14 protein-coding genes and 1 tRNA gene are annotated in these 15,418 nt (G+C 68.4%); 4 read left to right on the top strand and 11 right to left on the bottom strand.

Features of this window, described 5'->3' with window-relative positions:
* The 4 genes from AC27IO_RS12880 to AC27IO_RS12865 all read right to left on the bottom strand — a co-directional run.
* Positions 1-417, bottom strand: a 417-nt coding sequence (locus AC27IO_RS12880; protein WP_498739146.1) for a response regulator, incomplete at its 3' end; no start/stop codon positions are given.
* An 18-nt stretch (positions 418-435) separates the two neighbouring features.
* Positions 436-2,142 (bottom strand): two-component system sensor histidine kinase NtrB, encoded by a 1,707-nt coding sequence (locus tag AC27IO_RS12875; RefSeq protein ID WP_498739145.1) that lies wholly within the window; start codon positions 2,140-2,142, stop codon positions 436-438.
* A gap of 13 nt (positions 2,143-2,155) precedes the next feature.
* The gene (locus AC27IO_RS12870; RefSeq protein ID WP_284425824.1) at positions 2,156-2,377 is read right to left on the bottom strand and encodes a PP0621 family protein; all 222 of its coding nucleotides are present in this window, start codon (positions 2,375-2,377) and stop codon (positions 2,156-2,158) included.
* Positions 2,374-3,171 (bottom strand): cytochrome C assembly family protein, encoded by a 798-nt coding sequence (locus AC27IO_RS12865; RefSeq protein WP_284429445.1) that lies wholly within the window; start codon positions 3,169-3,171, stop codon positions 2,374-2,376. Before AC27IO_RS12865 ends, AC27IO_RS12870 begins: the two co-directional genes overlap by 4 nt.
* 89 nt (positions 3,172-3,260) lie before the next feature.
* Here AC27IO_RS12865 and ffh point away from each other — a divergent pair, with 89 nt between their 5' ends.
* Positions 3,261-4,640 (top strand): signal recognition particle protein, encoded by a 1,380-nt coding sequence (gene ffh, locus AC27IO_RS12860; RefSeq protein WP_498739144.1) that lies wholly within the window; start codon positions 3,261-3,263, stop codon positions 4,638-4,640.
* Between the two features lie 293 nt (positions 4,641-4,933).
* On the opposite strand, the gene mdoH is transcribed toward ffh, so the two are convergent.
* The 6 genes from mdoH to AC27IO_RS12830 form a co-directional block, all read right to left on the bottom strand.
* Entirely contained in the window at positions 4,934-7,006 is a 2,073-nt protein-coding gene (mdoH, locus tag AC27IO_RS12855; protein ID WP_284405305.1) for a glucans biosynthesis glucosyltransferase MdoH, read from the bottom strand.
* A gap of 405 nt (positions 7,007-7,411) precedes the next feature.
* A complete protein-coding gene (locus AC27IO_RS12850; protein ID WP_284429443.1) occupies positions 7,412-8,812 on the bottom strand; it encodes a sigma 54-interacting transcriptional regulator in 1,401 nt (466 codons plus the stop codon).
* A gap of 19 nt (positions 8,813-8,831) precedes the next feature.
* Positions 8,832-9,548 carry a hypothetical protein gene (locus AC27IO_RS12845; protein WP_498739143.1) on the bottom strand — a complete coding sequence of 239 codons (717 nt, stop codon included), beginning with the start codon at positions 9,546-9,548 and terminating at the stop codon, positions 8,832-8,834.
* The gene (locus AC27IO_RS12840) at positions 9,538-10,998 is read right to left on the bottom strand and encodes an ATP-binding protein (RefSeq protein ID WP_284429596.1); all 1,461 of its coding nucleotides are present in this window, start codon (positions 10,996-10,998) and stop codon (positions 9,538-9,540) included. Before AC27IO_RS12840 ends, AC27IO_RS12845 begins: the two co-directional genes overlap by 11 nt.
* Before the next feature lie 11 nt (positions 10,999-11,009).
* The gene (gene miaB, locus AC27IO_RS12835; protein WP_284429441.1) at positions 11,010-12,353 is read right to left on the bottom strand and encodes a tRNA (N6-isopentenyl adenosine(37)-C2)-methylthiotransferase MiaB; all 1,344 of its coding nucleotides are present in this window, start codon (positions 12,351-12,353) and stop codon (positions 11,010-11,012) included.
* Positions 12,354-12,469: 116 nt separating this feature from the next.
* Positions 12,470-12,892 (bottom strand): hypothetical protein, encoded by a 423-nt coding sequence (locus AC27IO_RS12830; protein WP_498739142.1) that lies wholly within the window; start codon positions 12,890-12,892, stop codon positions 12,470-12,472.
* 126 nt (positions 12,893-13,018) lie between these two features.
* Between AC27IO_RS12830 and AC27IO_RS12825 the strand changes: the two genes are divergently transcribed.
* Positions 13,019-13,095, top strand: a tRNA-Met gene (locus AC27IO_RS12825).
* Between the two features lie 133 nt (positions 13,096-13,228).
* Here AC27IO_RS12825 and AC27IO_RS12820 read toward each other — a convergent pair.
* On the bottom strand, positions 13,229-13,717 hold the full coding sequence (locus tag AC27IO_RS12820; RefSeq protein ID WP_498739141.1) for a winged helix-turn-helix transcriptional regulator: 489 nt from the start codon (positions 13,715-13,717) through the stop codon (positions 13,229-13,231).
* A gap of 80 nt (positions 13,718-13,797) precedes the next feature.
* Between AC27IO_RS12820 and AC27IO_RS12815 the strand changes: the two genes are divergently transcribed.
* Positions 13,798-14,673, top strand: coding sequence for an SDR family oxidoreductase (locus AC27IO_RS12815; RefSeq protein WP_284429439.1), 876 nt, complete (start codon positions 13,798-13,800; stop codon positions 14,671-14,673).
* 183 nt (positions 14,674-14,856) lie between these two features.
* Positions 14,857-15,418: LysR family transcriptional regulator (locus AC27IO_RS12810; RefSeq protein WP_498739140.1), on the top strand; the 562-nt coding region annotated here is incomplete at its 3' end.

Genomic DNA, 15,418 nt, shown 5'->3' with positions numbered 1-15,418 from the left:
CGGCGCGGTGCCGGGGCGGGCCGAGCGGGGCGGCGGCACGCCGCCCGTGCCCTGGACCGCCGATGCGACGACCGAGCGGAACTGCTTGAGGTCCACCGGCTTGGTGAGGTAGTCGAAGGCGCCCGAGCGCAGGGCCTCCACCGCGTTCTCGGCCGAGCCATAGGCCGTCATGACCACACAGCGCTCGCGCCGCTGCTGGTCGCGCAGCTCGTGCAGCAGCTCCATGCCGAAGCCGTCGGGCAGGCGCATGTCGGTGATCACGGCGTCGAACTTGCGGGCCTGCAGCTGCTGGCGGGCCTCCTGCAGGTTGCCTGCCGTCTCGACCCGGTAGCCTTCGCGCAGCAGCGTCAGTTCGTACAGGGTGCGCAGGTCGGGTTCGTCATCGACGACGAGGATCGTGGCGGCGTTGGCGTTCATGGACAGGTGCGGGCGGGGTCAGACGACGATTGTGTCAAACAGCGTGGTGTTCGGGTCCTGCGGCCGGGCGTTCTTGCGGAACACGACCGTGAACGCGTTGCCGCCGACCGCCCCGCGCGGCAGGTTGCGGGTGAGGCGCTGGTAGCCGATCGACGCGCCGTGCCGCTGGCACAGCTCGCGGCAGATATAGAGGCCCAGCCCGCTGGAGCGGCTTTCCGAGGAAAAGAAGGGCTCGAACAGGTGGCGCTCCACGGTCTTGTCCAGCGGCGCCCCGTCGCTCCACACCTGCAGCCCCACGGCGCCAGCCGCGCTGACGTAGGTGGCCACGTAGAGCGAGTCCGGCTCACCGCCCATGTAGCGCAGCGCGTTGTCGAGCAGGTTGACGAGCACGCGGCGCAGGTGTTCGGCGTCGAACTCCACGGGCGCGCGGCCCGCCTCCAGCGCGAGCTGGGCCCGGCGCTTACCCGGGTCCTGCGCCTGCCAGTCGCCCCAGGCCTGCGCGACCGCATCGCACAGCACGACGGTGGAGGCGGGGGCATGGCTGATCTGGTGCTGGACCCGGGCGATGTCCAGCACCTCCTCCGCGATGCGGGCCAGCCGCTCGGCGTTCTGCTGCACCATGTGGGCCAGGCGCTTCTGGCCGGGCTCGTGCAGTTCTTCTTCCAGCAGGGCATTGGCCTGCATGATGGCCGCAAGGGGATTGCGGATCTCATGGGCCACGGCGGCCGACATGCGGCCCATCGAGGCGAGCTTTTCGGTGCGCAGGCGGGCCTCCATCTCGCGCAGGTCGTGCAGGAACATCACGCACAGGTGCTCGCCCCCGGTCTCGCGCGCGATCTCCTGCGACGACGTGAGCCAGGCCCGTACGTGCAGCGCCAGCGGGCTTTGCCCCGGGTGCAGCACGTCCACGTCGGCGCTTTGCGGCTGGCCTTTCTGGAAGGTCTGGCGCGCCATGGCCAGCAGCGGCTTCCAGGGCGAGGAATAGGCCATGGAGAACGGCAGGGCGTGGCGGGCGTTGGTGCCCAGCAACCGCAGCGCCGCGGGGTTGGCGATGCGCACGGTGTCGCGCTGGTCCAGCACCAGCACGCCGTCCGACAGGTTGTGGATGACCAGGGCGCTCACCTGTTCCTGCACCTTGGCTGCCATCTGGCTGGCCTGGGCCAGCTGCTGCTCCCGGTTCAGGCGCGAGGCGAGCTGGTGCACCAGGTAGGCGACGATGAAGTAGCCCGTGCCGGTGAGGGCCGTCTGGAAATAGCGCTGCGTGGCGTCGGAGCCGCCGCTGCTGCCCAGCCACCAGGCCCATGCCAGCAGCAACAGTGTCACCGCCGCGGTCGTGCCCAGGGCCAGGGTCAGCGTGCCCAGCACGCCGGCCATCAGGATGGGCAGGCCGAACAGGGGCGTGAAGTTCATGGAGCCCACGTGCAGGATCTGCAGCGTGCTGATCAAGGCCAGGTCCACGCCGATCGAGCACATCCACTGCAGCCACGAATGGGGCCCGGGCGGCGCATTGCCGGCCAGCACCAGCAGCAGCACGGTGGCCACCAGGTAGCCGGCGCAGATGCCCAGCAGCAGGGGTTCGTAGGACTGGTTCAGCGCCACGCCCAGGCCCTGCAGCAGCAGCAGGGCGGCGGCCACCATGATGCGGCCCGACAGGAAGCTGCCCCACAGCCGGGCGAAGGGGGCGTCGGCGGACAGCAGGGCGCTGGCGCGTTTCAGGGCCGGCACGGGCGGAGGCCTTTCACGCCGGCCCTTGGCGCTGGTGCTCGGGAGTGCAGTAGCTCGCGCCGCCGTCGGTCAGCGCCTCGGAGCGGGGGATGTGCACGCCGCACCGGGCGCAGGACACCATGGCCTGCGGCAAGGCGGGGCGCGCCGCGGCGGGCGGTGGCATCTCCCGGCGCCGCTGGTTGCGCCACACGCCGAACGCGATGACCAGCACCGCCAGCAGGACGAGGTATTTCATGCGGCGCGTCCCAGGACCACTTCGAGCACGAAGCGCGAGCCCACGTAGGCCAGCAGCAGCAGGCCGGCGCCGGCATACAGCACGCGCACGGCGCTGCGCCCGCGCCAGCCGAAACGCGCGCGCCCGATCAGCAGCACCGCGAACGTGATCCATGACAGGACCGAGAACACCGTCTTGTGCTCCCACTTCCAGGCCCGGCCGTACAGCGTTTCGCCGAACAGCCAGCCGGCCACCAGCGTGGCGGTGAGGAGCACGAAGCCGGCCATCACGAAGCGGAACGTGAGGCGCTCCAGGGTGAGCAGGGGAATGCCGCTGTGCGGGTCCGCGGCCTGGCGGATCTTGCGTTCCGCGCGGGTCATGAGCCAGGCGTGGACCACGGCGGCGGCGAACAGCCCGTAGGACGCGATGCCCAGCGCCAGGTGCAGCGGCAGCCAGGCGGATGCGTTCACGTGCAGGGGCTGCCCCGGAAACAGCAGCGCGAGCACCACTGCCACGGAGCCCAGGGCGCCCAGCAGCCACCGGGCCTGGAGTTCGGGAAACATCTGGCGTTCGACGGCATACACGGTGAGGACCAGCCATGCCGTCATGGAGAGGGCGGGCGCGAAACCGAAGTGCGGCGTGCCTCCGAGCAGGCTGTAGGCCAGCACCGCCGCGTGCAGGCCCCAGGCGACCCAGAGCGCGGTGCGGCCCGTTTTGCCGCCGAACCGCGCGGCGGCCGCGGCGGGGGCGGCGTAAGCCATCGCCGCGGACAAGGCCAGCAGCCAGCTGACGGGAGACGCACTGGGTAAAATCATGGACTCACAGTTTAGCCCTTCGCCCGCCCCCGGCGGACCTGCCTGCGGCACCAGCCGCCCAGGCACAGGGGCACTTCCGGAACACTCCTATGGCCTCCGCCCTTACCGAAAAACTCACGCGACTCGTCAAGGAGATGCGCGGCCAGGCCCGCATCACCGAATCCAACGTCCAGGACATGCTGCGCGAAGTACGCATGGCGCTGCTGGAGGCCGACGTGGCCCTGCCGGTGGTGCGCGACTTCATCGCCCGCGTGAAGGAAAAGGCCCTGGGCCAGGAGGTGCTGGGCTCCCTCAAGCCGGGGCAGACGCTGGTGTCCATCGTGAACCGCGAGCTGGCCGCCACCATGGGCGAGGGCATCGCCGACATCAATCTGGCGGCCCAGCCGCCCGCGGTGATCCTCATGGCCGGCCTGCAGGGCGCGGGCAAGACCACCACCACCGCCAAGCTGGCCAAGCACCTGATCGAAAAGCGCAAGAAAAAGGTGCTCACCGTGTCGGGCGACGTGTACCGGCCCGCCGCCATCGAGCAGCTCAAGACCGTGACGGCGCAGGCCGGCGCCGAGTGGTTTCCGAGCACGGCCGACCAAAAGCCCCTGGACATCGCCCGCGCGGCCATCGACTACGCCAAGCGGCATTACTTCGACGTGCTGCTGGTGGACACGGCCGGGCGCCTGGCCATCGACGAAGCCTTGATGAACGAAATCAAGGAACTGCACGCTGCGCTGAACCCGGTCGAGACGCTGTTCGTCGTCGATGCCATGCAGGGGCAGGACGCCATCAACACCGCCCGTGCCTTCAAGGAGGCGCTGCCGCTCACCGGTATCGTGCTGACCAAGCTGGACGGCGACTCGCGCGGCGGCGCGGCGCTGTCGGTGCGCCAGGTGACCGGTGCGCCCATCAAGTTCGCCGGGGTGTCCGAGAAGATCGACGGCCTGGAAGTGTTCGATGCCGAGCGCCATGCCGGCCGCATCCTGGGCATGGGCGACATCGTCGCGCTGGTCGAGCAGGTGAGCGCGGGCGTGGACATGGAGGCGGCGCAGAAGCTCGCGGCCAAGGTCAAGAGCGGCGACGGCTTCGACCTGAACGACTTCCTGTCGCAGCTGCAGCAGATGAAGCAGATGGGCGGCCTGTCCAGCCTCATGGACAAGCTGCCGGCCCAGTTCTCCGCCAAGGCCGGCCAGGTGGACATGGACAAGGCGGAGAAGGACATCCGCCGCAAGGAAGGCATCATCCAGAGCATGACGCCCCTGGAGCGCCGCAAGCCCGAACTGATCAAGGCCACGCGCAAGAAGCGCATCGCCGCCGGCTCCGGTGTGCACGTGCAGGAGGTGAACCGCCTGCTGAACGAGTTCGATCAGATGCAGGGCATGATGAAGAAGATGAAGGGCGGCGGCCTCATGAAGATGATGAAGCGCGTGGGTGGCATGAAGGGCCTGGGCGGCGGCGGGATGCCGAAGCTGCCGTTCTGACCCGAGCCCCGACGCCCGCCGTGCCGGTCGGATCGTAGGCACCGGCGGTGGTGTTTTGCTATAAAAAATATAGCGATATGCCCTAGTGAATCATGCGCTGGAGTCCGAAAAGACTTTGATCTGTCGGCGCCTGCGCTTGGTGGATGGAACCCGATCTCCGAGCTTGGCCGATCGCAATGCGCTCGCACCGGCCCGGTCACCATTCACCTTCCCATAGAAAAAGCCGACCCGAGGGTCGGCTTTTTCCATTGAAGCGCCGCGGTGGGTGGCGCGCGTTGGCAGGTGGATGCCGTTCAGGCCGCCTTCAGCACCGGGGCTGCGGAACGCAGGGGGCGGTTCTTCAGCTGGGTGGCATGCATCCATGCGCGGCGCAGGACGGGCGGAGACCATGCCTCTTCGGGGATCAGCAGCAGGCGCTGGGCCCGCACGGCACGGCCCAGGGCGATCTGGCTGGAAACCACCACCAGCGGGATGGACAGGGCCAGCGGCAGGCCGACGGGCATGAGCCAGATCAGCGCGCTCGGGTCGATCAGCGCCACGCCCAGGCCCAGCAGGGCGATCACGCCGGTCATCGGGGCCAGCTGGCGAACCGCGTCGCTCCAGGGCACGGCGTTGGCTTCGCGGGGAGGCGACTTCCATTCCAGCTTCAGGCCGGTGAGGGCGATGATCACGAACAGCGAATGGGCCAGCATGCGGATCGGGGCCTGCAGGATGGCCAGCACGCTCTCCAGCCCGGCGCTCTTGATCAGGCTGGCGGTGCCGCCGTACTGCTTTTGCTCGCCCTTCATGAAGATCGCTGCCACGCCCAGGGCGCGGGGCAGGAACAGCATGCACAGCGTCCAGGCCCACAGCGCCATCAGTTCGCTGGGCAGGATGTTCCAGTCGGACACCAGGCGGGCGCCGGCCAGCCACAGGGCCGTGCCGAAGGTGATGAAAGCCAGCCACAGGGGCGCCGACAGGTAGGCCATCGCGCCGGTGACGAACATGGCGCGGTGCACGGGGTGGATGCCGGGCTCGGCCATCAGGCGGGCGTTCTGCAGGTTGCCCTGGCACCAGCGGCGGTCACGCTGCAGCTCGGACAGCAGGTCCGGCGGTTGTTGCTCGTAGCTGCCGACCAGGTCGGACACCAGCCACACGTGGTAGCCGGCACGGCGCATCAGGGCCGCTTCCACGAAGTCGTGCGACATGATGCCGCCGCTCATGCCGCCGGTGCCCTTGATCGGGGCCAGGGCGCAGTGTTCCATGAAGGGCTGTACGCGGATGATCGCGTTGTGTCCCCAGTAGTGGGACTCGCCCAGTTGCCAGAACTGCATGCCCAGCGTGAACAGGCGGCCCGTCACGCGGGAGGCGAACTGCTGTGCACGGGCGTGCAGGGTGACGTGGCCGATGGCCTGGGTGGCGGTCTGGATGATGCCGGCGCGGGGATGCGCTTCCATCAGCTTGGCCATGGAGACGATGCAATCGCCGCTCATCACGCTGTCGGCGTCGAGCACGACCATGTAGCGGTAGTCCTTGCCCCAGCGGCGGCAGAAGTCGGCCACGTTGCCGGCCTTGCGGTGGCTGCGGCGGGTGCGCAGGCGGTAGTACACCTCGACCTGCGGCTGGTTGCCGTTGGCGGCCAGGGCGGCGCGCAGGTCTTCCCACGCGGCGCGCTCGGCGGCGGCAATTTTGGGGTCGTAGCTGTCGGACAGCACGAACACGTCAAAAGTCTTGGCATGCCCCGTGGCGGCCACGGATTCGCAGGTGGCGCGCAGGCCGGCGAACACGGTGGAGACGTCCTCGTTGCAGATCGGCATGATGATCGCCGTGCGTGCATCGGCGTTCAACGGATTGTTGCGAACGCTGGCGGCGGACAGCGCGTGCGCGTCGCCCCGCAGCATGACCCAGAAGCCCATCACGCCGGTCAGGAAGCCGGTGACGACCCAGGTGGAGAGCAGGGCGAACAGGGCGAGTTGGCCGTATTCGAGCCAGGCGCTGTCGTAGCTGGGCTGCACGCCTGCGAACAGCGTGGTGGCGAGCGCGCTGCTGGCCACGGTCAGCAGCATGAACACCAGGCGGCGCTGCTGGGCGGCCTGTTGCCAGGTTTCGGTGATTTCGGAGCCTTCCGCGGGGCGGTTGCGCTGGCCGTTCAGGCGCATGAGCAAGGCGGTGCCGATGCTGTTCCAGAAGCCGCGCCATGGCAGGGGCGCCATGGAGCCGCGGTGCACCGGCGGTGCGGTGAGCGAGTTGGGGTGGCGTTCTTCGCGCAGCGTGCTGCGGTCAGAGGCCACCGGCCGGGGGTACGTGGCGCCGCGCCGCGCCACCACGGCGGGGGCGTGCGCAACAGCGCCGACACGTCCTGCACGGGAAGATTGATGTGGGTCCATGGTTCCCTCACTGCGAAGTTGGGTTGTCGTTGGGAAAGAAGCGGCCGTCCGGCTTTCGGCGACAAACGCGCCGAAGGCCGAGGACGGGGCCGGACGCGCAGAGGTTTCACCCCGGGCCGCCTGCGCCGGTGGCTGTCCTGCAGCCACTGCTGCTGCAGGTGTCCGGTTCGCATCAGCGCGGTGCGCTGGGCGGGCGGTGGAGGAGGAAATTTCTTGCGTCATGCCGGTCTATAGGGCAAACCCTGTGCCAGCTTCTAAAAGTCTTTTTAGATCAAAGACTTACGACGTTTTTTGGTCTGTAAGTGGTTGTGCGGCGCAGCAAAACCACCTCAAAACGGCCGAATCTGTCGGGATTCAGCGACCCATCCCTGGGTTGGAAACAATATTTCCTTTTAAATCAACGACTTAGTCCTGTCGCTCATCGGCGACATCGTCTGCCGCACCCGCATCGGCCTTGAAATTGCCGGGGGTCAGCGCGTGCTTTTGCAGCAGCCGGTAGAACTCGGTGCGGTTGCGCTGCGCCAGGCGGGCGGCGTCGGCCACGTTGCCGTCCGTCATCTTGAGCAGGTCCACCAGATACTCCCGTTCGAACCGCTGGCGGGCCTCTGCGAAGCTGAGCACCTGGGCCGAGGGCGTGCGCAGGGCGCGCTGTACGAGGCCCAGCGACACCAGGGGCGTGGTGGACAGGGCGCAGACCTGTTCCACCACGTTGAAGAGCTGTCGCACGTTGCCGGGCCAGGCGGCCGTGGTCAGCGCCTTCAAGGCCTCCGGCGAGAAGCCGGACAGGCGCTTGTCGTACTTGCGGGCCAGGTTGTCCAGGAAGTGGTTGGCCAGCAGCGCGATGTCCTCGCGCCGGTCGCCCAGCGTGGGCAGGGTCAGCGTGACGACGTTCAGGCGGTAGTAGAGGTCTTCCCGGAACTGGGCGGCGGCCATGGCCGTCTCCAGGTCCCGGTGGGTGGCCGAGATGATGCGCACGTTCACCGGCGTCGCCTGGCTCGCGCCCACCGGGCGCACGGCACGCTCCTGCAGCACACGCAGCAGCTTGACCTGCAGGGCAGGCGGCATATCCCCGATTTCGTCGAGCAGCAGCGTGCCGCCATCCGCCGCCTGGAACAGGCCCTTGTGGTTGGTCACCGCGTCGGTGAATGCACCCTTCATGTGGCCGAACAGCTCGGATTCGAGCAGCGCCTCGGGAATGGCGCCGCAGTTGACCGCCACGAAGGGCCGGTTGGCGCGCGGACTGGCGCGGTGGATGGCGCGTGCCAGCAGTTCCTTGCCGGTGCCGCTGTCGCCCAGCAGCAGCACGCTGGCATCGGACTGCGCCACCATGTGGGCCTCGGCCAGCAGGTCCGCCATGCGGTTGGAGCGGCTGATGATCTCGGCGCGCCAGGCGTCGTCGGCGCGGGTGGCCTGCGCCGTGGGCGTGCTGAACGCCAGGGCCTGGGCGATCTTGTCCAGCAGGTCCTTGGCGTCGTAGGGCTTGGTGAGGTAGGTGAAGACACCGCGTGCCGTGGCCTCCACTGCGTCGGGGATCGTGCCGTGCGCGGTCAGCAGGATGACCGGCAGCGAGGGGTGGCGCGAGCGCACCTCGTCGAACAGCGCCAGGCCGTCGCGCCCCGGCAGCCGGACGTCGCTCAGCACGAGCTGGGGACGGTCGATGTCCAGCTGCGCGAGCGCGGCCTCGGCGGACGTCACCGCCGTGACCTCGTATCCCGCGCCCTGCAGGCGCAGGGACAGCAGCCGCAGCATGTCGGCGTCGTCGTCCACCACAAGGATGCGTTGGCGGTGTCCGGAGGAAGCTTTCATGGTGGCGATCGGTTGGCGGTCAGCGTTGGGGTTCTGCGGCGGGAGGGGGCTGCGCGCCCTTGGCGGGGTCGTTGACGCCGCCGGGTCGCGCGTTCAGGCTGCGCTCGATGGCGCGCATGGCCTCCAGCCGATCGTTCAACTGGTCGATCCGCCGCTGGGCATCGCGCAGTTGCTGGTTCTGCCGGTCCAGCTGGTCTTCCAGCCGGCGCTGCTGCAGCAGCCGTCCTTCCAGCAGGCGGGCCAGCGGGTGCAAGGCCGGTGCGGGCGCCGTGGTATCGGCCATCACGCGCTGCACCAACCCGAGGGCCCGGGCCGTGTCAGGCGGCTGGCGCGTGTGCATGAGCACGATGGCCAGCTGCAGCGGCTTTTCGGGCGACTGCTGCTGCGCATTGGACAACTGCGTGATCTCGGCGGCAAGCTCCGCCGTGCCCATGCTGCGCACCTTGTCCGCGTACTGCAGCATCTGCCGCGGAACGGAAGGGCGCTGGCTGCCGTTGTCCTTGCTGGCGGGTTCGGACACCGGTGCGGGGGGCTCGTCGGGCTCTTCCTTCGGCGGTGGGGCGGTGGGTGCAGGCACTTCCACGGGCGGGGGCGGAGGCGGCGGCGCCGGCGCCGGCGGTGGATTGGCGCAGCCCGTGCTCAGCAGGGCCACCGCCAGCAGCAGGCCGGCCGGCCCGGCGCTGCGCGCACCGAAGACCACTCGCGGGACGGAGTGCGACGGGAAATCAGGAGACATGGGGCAATTCAATGCGGAAGGGGGTGCGTTCGCCGTCTTCCACAAGGGTGACGTGGCCGCCGTGGGCGCTCACGTATTCCTGGACGATGGACAGGCCGATGCCCGTGCCGCGTGCGGCGTCCTCGGGTTGGCGCACACCCCGATAAAACGGTTCGAAGATGCGGGAGCGGTCATTCTCATGCACTCCGGGGCCGTCATCCGCGAAATCGATGCGAATCCGGTCGGGAAAACGTGACAAGGTGATCCGAATCGTTCCGCCGCGCGGCGAAAACCGGATGGCGTTCGACAGCAGGTTGCTGACCGCCGGGGCGATCTTCTCCGCGTCGATCTGCAGCGCCACCGGCGCGCCCTCCACCACCACGTCGAGCTTCTTGGCCTGCCAGTGCAGGCGCTGGGCCTCCACCTGGCTTTCGATGAGCGCGAGCAGGTCGGTCTCCGCGCGGCGCAACTGGCGCGCTTCGAACGCCGCGGCGTTGAAGCGCAGCAGCGCCTCGATCTCGCCCTGCAGCACCAGGGTGTTCTGGTGCAGGATGTCCACCACCTCGCGCTGGCCTTCGGTCAGCTCACCCGTCACGCCGTCCTGCAGCAGCGCCACGCCTTCGCGCATCGAGGCCAGCGGCGTCTTGAGTTCATGGGAGACGTGACGCAGGAAGCGGGCCTTGTCGGCGTCCAGTTCCAGCAGCCGCATGCGCAGCCATTCCAGTTGCTGGCCCACGCGGCGGATGTCCACCGGGCCGGACAGGTCCACTGCCTGCGACAGGTCGTTCTCGCCCAGCAGGCGGATGGCGTGCTCCATGCGCTTGAACGGCCGGGCCAGCCAGATGCCGAAGGCCAGCGCCAGGGCGAGCGCCAGCACGATCACGCCCACCACCTGATGCGTCACCTCGCGCCGGCTGGCCTCGATCTTTTCCAGCAGTTCGGTGCTGCGCTGCGCATTCATGTCCTGCACGGTCTGGGCGATGGTGCCGTTGAGCGCGTCCAGCTCGAGGAACAGCGCCGCCACCACCCGCTCGTTTTCCAGCGACAGCGCCGCGGGGCCGTCCAGCAGCGACGTGACCTCGCCCAGGTGCTTGCGCCACTGGTTGGGCAGGTCCGGCGGCAGGCCCTTGGCCTCCAGCCGCTGCAGGATGTCGCGGGCCTCGCGAGAGACCTCGTCGAACCGCCGCCGCAGCGACTTGTCGGCCAGCACCAGCGACTGGCGCGCCGCGCGCTCCAGCGTCTGGCTGCGTCCGTTCAGGCTCTGGGCCGAGGCGTTGAGCTGGATCGCCTCGGCCGCGCCGTTGCGGCTCTGGCCCATCAGCTGCTCCAGCGTGAAGATCGCCCGCAGCGAACTGGCGCCCAGCAGTCCGGCGATCAGCAGGAAAGCCAGCAGCATCATCTGCTGGAACGACAGGCCACCGAGCGCAGCCACCCCTTGCTGCCGGCGCAGGAAGCGCATCGCGAATGCCATGCCCATGCGGCTCAGTGCGCCAGCGCCGGTTCGCGCACCACCACCTCGCCGCGCAGGGTGTAGGCCTTGGCCTCGGTGATGGCCACGTCCACCATCTGCCCGACCAGCCGGGGCTGGCCGACGAAGTTGACGACGCGGTTGCATTCGGTGCGGCCCATCAGCTCGCTGGCGTCGCGCTTGGAGGCGCCTTCGACCAGGATGCGCTGCACCGTGCCCACGCGGCTTTCGCTGATCGACTTGATGTTGCCGTTGATCACGGCCTGCAGTTCCTGCAGACGGCGCAGCTTCACCTCGTGCGGCGTGTCGTCGTGCAGGCTGGCGGCGGGCGTGCCCGGACGCGGGCTGAAGATGAAGCTGAAACTGTTGTCGAAGTGCACGTCGTCGATGAGCTTCATCATCTTGCGGAAGTCCTCTTCCGTCTCGCCTGGGAATCCCACGATGAAGTCGCTGCTCATGGCCAGGTCCGGCCGGATCGCGCGCAGCTTGCGCACGGTGCTCTTGTATTCCATGGCGGTGTAGCCCCGCTTCATGGCCATGAGGATGCGGTCGGCGCCGTGCTGGACCGGCAGGTGCAGGTGGCTGGCCAGCTTGGGGATGCGCGCATAGGCCTCGATCAGGCGCGGCGTGAATTCGTTGGGGTGGCTTGTGGTGTAGCGGATGCGCTCGATGCCTGGAATGTCGGCCACGTATTCCAGCAGCAGCGCGAAGTCGGCGATTTCCGCCGTGTCGCCCATCTTGCCCAGGTAGGCGTTCACGTTCTGGCCCAGCAATGTGATCTCTTTCACGCCCTGGTCGGCGAGCCCCGCGACCTCGACCAGCACGTCGTCGAACGGCCGGCTCACCTCCTCGCCGCGGGTGTAGGGCACCACGCAGTAGCTGCAGTATTTGCTGCAGCCTTCCATGATGGAGACGAAGGCGCTGGCGCCTTCCACGCGCGCGGGGGGCAGGTGGTCGAACTTCTCGATCTCGGGAAAGCTGATGTCCACCTGCGGGCGGCGCTGCACCTCGCGCTGGGCCAGCAGCTCGGGCAGGCGGTGCAGCGTCTGCGGTCCGAACACCACGTCCACGTAGGGCGCGCGCTTGATGATCTCGGCGCCTTCCTGGCTGGCCACGCAGCCGCCCACACCGATCTTCACGCCCCGCTCTTTCAGGTGCTTGATGCGCCCGAGGTCGCTGAAGACCTTCTCCTGCGCCTTCTCGCGCACCGAGCAGGTGTTGAAGAGGATCAGGTCCGCCTCGTCCACGTTCTGCGTGGGCTCGTAGCCCTGGGCGGCATGCAGCACATCGGCCATCTTGTCCGAGTCGTACTCGTTCATCTGGCAGCCGAAGGTTTTGATGAAGACTTTTTTGCTCATGGGGAATCTCTGGTGTCGGTAGCGCTGCCCGCGGCCAATGGCGGGCGGGGCCGGTCGTGCGGCTGGAAAGGGATGGCGCACCCAGCGGCCGCAGCGCTGGCGGCCCCCGGGCCTGCCTATCGCTTGGGAATCTCGGATTCGAAGATGAAATTGCGGTCCGTCGACGTCGCACCCTTGCGCGGCTGGGCCGCTTCATCCTTGCTGAGGATCCAGGCGGTCAGCAGCATGCCCGTGCTGGCCTCGACGACATAGTTCACCGTGAACTTCTGCCCGATCACCGAGTGGGCCATGACCAGCGTGTTCTGCGGGCTGAGCAGGCGCATGCCAGGGGCCATGCGGATGGCCTTGCCATCCAGCTGCGCATCGACGGTGCTGCTGATGGCCAGCGTGCCGCGCAGGGCATTTTCAGGAAAGGTGCGCACGCCGCCCAGGGGGGCGACCACCTGGGCCGCGGCGGGCAGGACCGCGCCGCAGAGCAGGGCGCTGGCCAGCAAGGGCGCGAAGAGAAAGGAAAAACGAGCAGTGGGGCAGCGGTTCATGGTTTACATCCAGGGGCTGGGGGCGCGATTTTACGTGCAGGCCCGAGGCGATCGCCGGCCGTGTTGGAGGGAGCGACAAGAAAAGTCTTGAACGCCAAAAAAAGTCGCGCTATAATTGAGGGCTTAGGCGCTTTAGCTCAGTCGGTTAGAGCGATGGAATCATAATCCACAGGTCCGCGGTTCGAATCCGTGAAGCGCCACCAAACGAAAAAGGGGCTGCGTGCAAACGCAGCCCCTTTTGCTTTTCCGACCCGCGGCGGAGCGGGCAGGTCAGCGTCGCCCGAGGTCAGTCCCCCGCCGCAGGTCGATAGTAGCCGGGGCGGCCGTGCCAGCGGCTCATTCCATCGCCACGGACGCCACTGCCTCCGGCAGGGTCTTCGCCACCGCGCCATCGAACCGTTCCCGCGCACTGCGGATGTTCCGATGGTTCATTTCCGCCCACTGCAGCAACTGCGACAGCGGCGCCAGCACCGACTGCCCCAAAGCCGACAGCCGGTACTCCACGCTGGGCGGCTTGGTCGGAAAGACGTGCCGGGTCAGCAGGCCGTCGCGCTCCAGGGACCGCAGGGTCTGGGCCAGCATGCGCTTGGAGATGTCGGGCACGGCCCGTTGCAGTGCGCCGAAGCGCAAGGGGGCCGGGGCGAGCGTCAGCAGGATCAGCGTGGTCCATTTGTCGCCGATGTGGTCCAGCACGTCGCGCACCGGACACTGGCCGAGGTCCAGCCCTTCGGGGCGCTCGCGCATCCAGGCCTGGGTGGCAGCGAGGGCTTCAAGGGCCTCGGGGGCGGCCGGGGCAGGGGGGTGAGCGTCAGGTAACCAGGGCATGAAAAGCTGCCTTCTTGTGGAAAGTTGGGGCGGTTCCTAATATAGACCTCCTCTCCAATCCATACCTAGAGGATCTTTGCATGTCCACTTCTTCCCCCCGCCTGCTCGTCACCGGCGCCAATGGCCAGCTCGGCCGCCTCGTCATCCAGCAGCTTCTCACGCGGGTGCCGGCCTCGCAGATCGTGGCCTCGGTGCGCAACGTGGAGAAAAGCGCGTCCGTGCTGCCCGCAGGCATCGAGCTGCGCCAGGCGGACTACGGCGATGCGGCCTCATGGGATGCCGCGCTGCAGGGCATCGACCGCGTGCTGTTGATTTCTTCCAGCGAGGTCGGCAGCCGGGTCGCGCAGCATGGCAATGTCATCAGCGCGGCAGCCCGGGCAAAGGTGCAACTGATCGCCTACACGAGCGTGCTGCATGCCGACGTGTCTCCGCTGGGCTTGGCGAAAGAGCATCTGGCGACCGAGGTGCTGCTCCAGGAGTCGGGTGTGCCCTTCGTGCTGCTGCGCAACAACTGGTACACCGAGAACAATCTGATGGGCATTGCCGATGCGCTCGGCCGCGGCGTGCTGGTGGGCAGCTCGGGCGAAGGCCGGTTCGCTTCGGCGTCGCGGGAGGACTACGCCGCCGCGGCTGCCGCCGTGCTGGCCGCGAAGGACAGCCATGCCGGCAAGGTGTATGAACTCGCGGGCGACGATGCCTACACCCGGGCCGAGCTGGCGCAGGAAGTGTCACGCCAGGCCGGCAAGCCGCTGGCTTATCAGGACATGCCCGAAGCCGCCTACCGCGACCTGCTGGTGCAGGTGGGGCTGCCTGCGCCTGTGGCCGAGATGCTCGCGCAAAGCGACGCCAGCGCTGCCAAGGGCGCGTTGTTCGACAGCGGTCGCCAGCTCAGTGCGCTGATCGGCCGGCCCACGACGCCTCTGGCGGCGTCGGTGAGCGAAGCCCTGAAATCCTGAATTAGCAGGCCCAGCCTACCCCCACCCCCGCGTAGATTCCGGCCGGTCGCACGGCCGGGCGTTGCCGAAGACGAGCGTCAAGCCCCCCGCTTGCGCCCCTTCGGCATTTGCATATGTGGTCAAAGTATTTGTAATTCGCATGCAAGGGCCTCATGATTTCGCAAAACGCATGAAATCAAGCCCATGGAATTGCGCCAGCTCGAAGCCTTCGCCGCGGTGATGTCCACCGGCAGCGTGACCGCGGCCGCGCGCCTGCTGGACCGCTCGCAGCCCTCCGTCAGCCGCTCGCTGCAGGAACTGGAGGCCGAGATCGGCTATGCGCTCTTCGCCCGCGGCGGCCCTCGCGTCACGCCGACCGAGCAGGGCTTTCTGTTGTACGAGGATGTGGAGCGCGCACTCGGCGGCCTGCGGCAGATCCGCGATCGCGCCGCCGAGATCGCGCGCGGCGAGGCCCGCCCCCTGCGCCTGGCCGCCACCTCGGCGCTGGCCGTGGGCCTGCTGCCCCAGGCGCTGCGGCTGGCCGAGCCGCACACCGGCAGTGCCGCCATCCAGTTGCGCAGCACCTCGCCCGAAGAGGTGGTGCATGCCGTGCTCACGGGCGCGGTGCAATTGGGGGCCACCAGCCTGCCGCTGGAGCACCGGGGGCTGCAGGTGCACTGGATCGCCCAGACCGCCTGCATGGCCGTGCTCCCGCAGGATGACCCGCTCGCCGCCCAGGCCGTGGTGCCGCTGGCCGCGCTGGCCG

It is taken from the genome of Acidovorax sp. KNOB132 (genome assembly GCF_057541515.1).
This window is presented reverse-complemented; position numbering and strand designations above follow the sequence as displayed.